At 35.2% G+C, this 824-nt stretch carries 1 protein-coding gene; it reads right to left on the bottom strand.

Going from position 1 to position 824, the window contains the following annotated elements:
• Positions 1–179: 179 nt before the first annotated feature.
• On the bottom strand, positions 180–380 hold the full coding sequence (nadS, locus tag ASV53_RS24265) for a NadS family protein (protein ID WP_239928909.1): 201 nt from the start codon (positions 378–380) through the stop codon (positions 180–182).
• Between the last annotated feature and the right edge of the window lie 444 nt (positions 381–824).

Genomic DNA, 824 nt, shown 5'->3' on the forward strand with positions numbered 1-824 from the left:
GTTTAAGTAGTTGAATTTAATGAAACTATCGCCAACTTCAAAGTCGAAGTCTTTGTTAGTGCCATTTATTTTATCAAAATACTCATCAAGATCGTTTCTTTCCCTCAAAATAAATCGCCTATGCTCATGTGATAACCAATAGCATCTACATTGGAATGTAGGTGCTATTGGTGATGGCATCAGTTATTTTTGAATTTTATATAGAGTGAAGGGTATTTCTCGATCAGACGCAACACTTTCCTTGCTAACCCTGTGGGATTTCTTCTTCCTTGTTCCCAACTTTTTATGGTATCTAAACTTAATTCAAGGTCGTGTGCCAGTTCCTTCTGGCTAATATTAAGGTTTGCTCTTAGCGACCTAATATCTACTTCATTAGTCATAATTACCTCGTTATTAATGGCGTACACTGTACTCCATCCCCTCATTAATGGAACACTGTAAAATAGGGAAGTGACATTCCATTTTTGAACGGTTGTAATGTAAGTGTCTTTTGCGCAACATACCGTGGAATTTAAACGGTAAAGGATTGTCATCACTATGAGTTTAATACATTTATCATATTTAAATGAATTAAGTGAAGAAGCGAAAGCATATACTCTTTATTTCATAACGCAAAGCTGCCCTGATCTTATCGGTCGTTCTGACGAGATTTTTTTTTGCAGATTGCGAGATTCCTTTTAAAGATGGCGTGGCAAAATACAAAACTGCAATCGAAACAGTATATGAAGGTTTGATTGAGTATTGGGTTATTTATAAAAACAATGCAGCAATGGGAGTAGCACAACGAATAACGTATGATCAAGAATTCGAAACTTCTTTTATAT

The sequence above is a fragment of the Photobacterium sanguinicancri genome, assembly GCF_002265265.1.
In the GTDB taxonomy this organism is placed as follows: Bacteria; Pseudomonadota; Gammaproteobacteria; order Enterobacterales; family Vibrionaceae; genus Photobacterium; species Photobacterium sanguinicancri.

Bases quoted from the DNA above. Each gene is read 5' to 3' on its own strand.
- nadS (WP_239928909.1), bottom strand. From the start codon at position 380: ATGACTAATGAAGTAGATATTAGGTCGCTAAGAGCAAACCTTAATATT.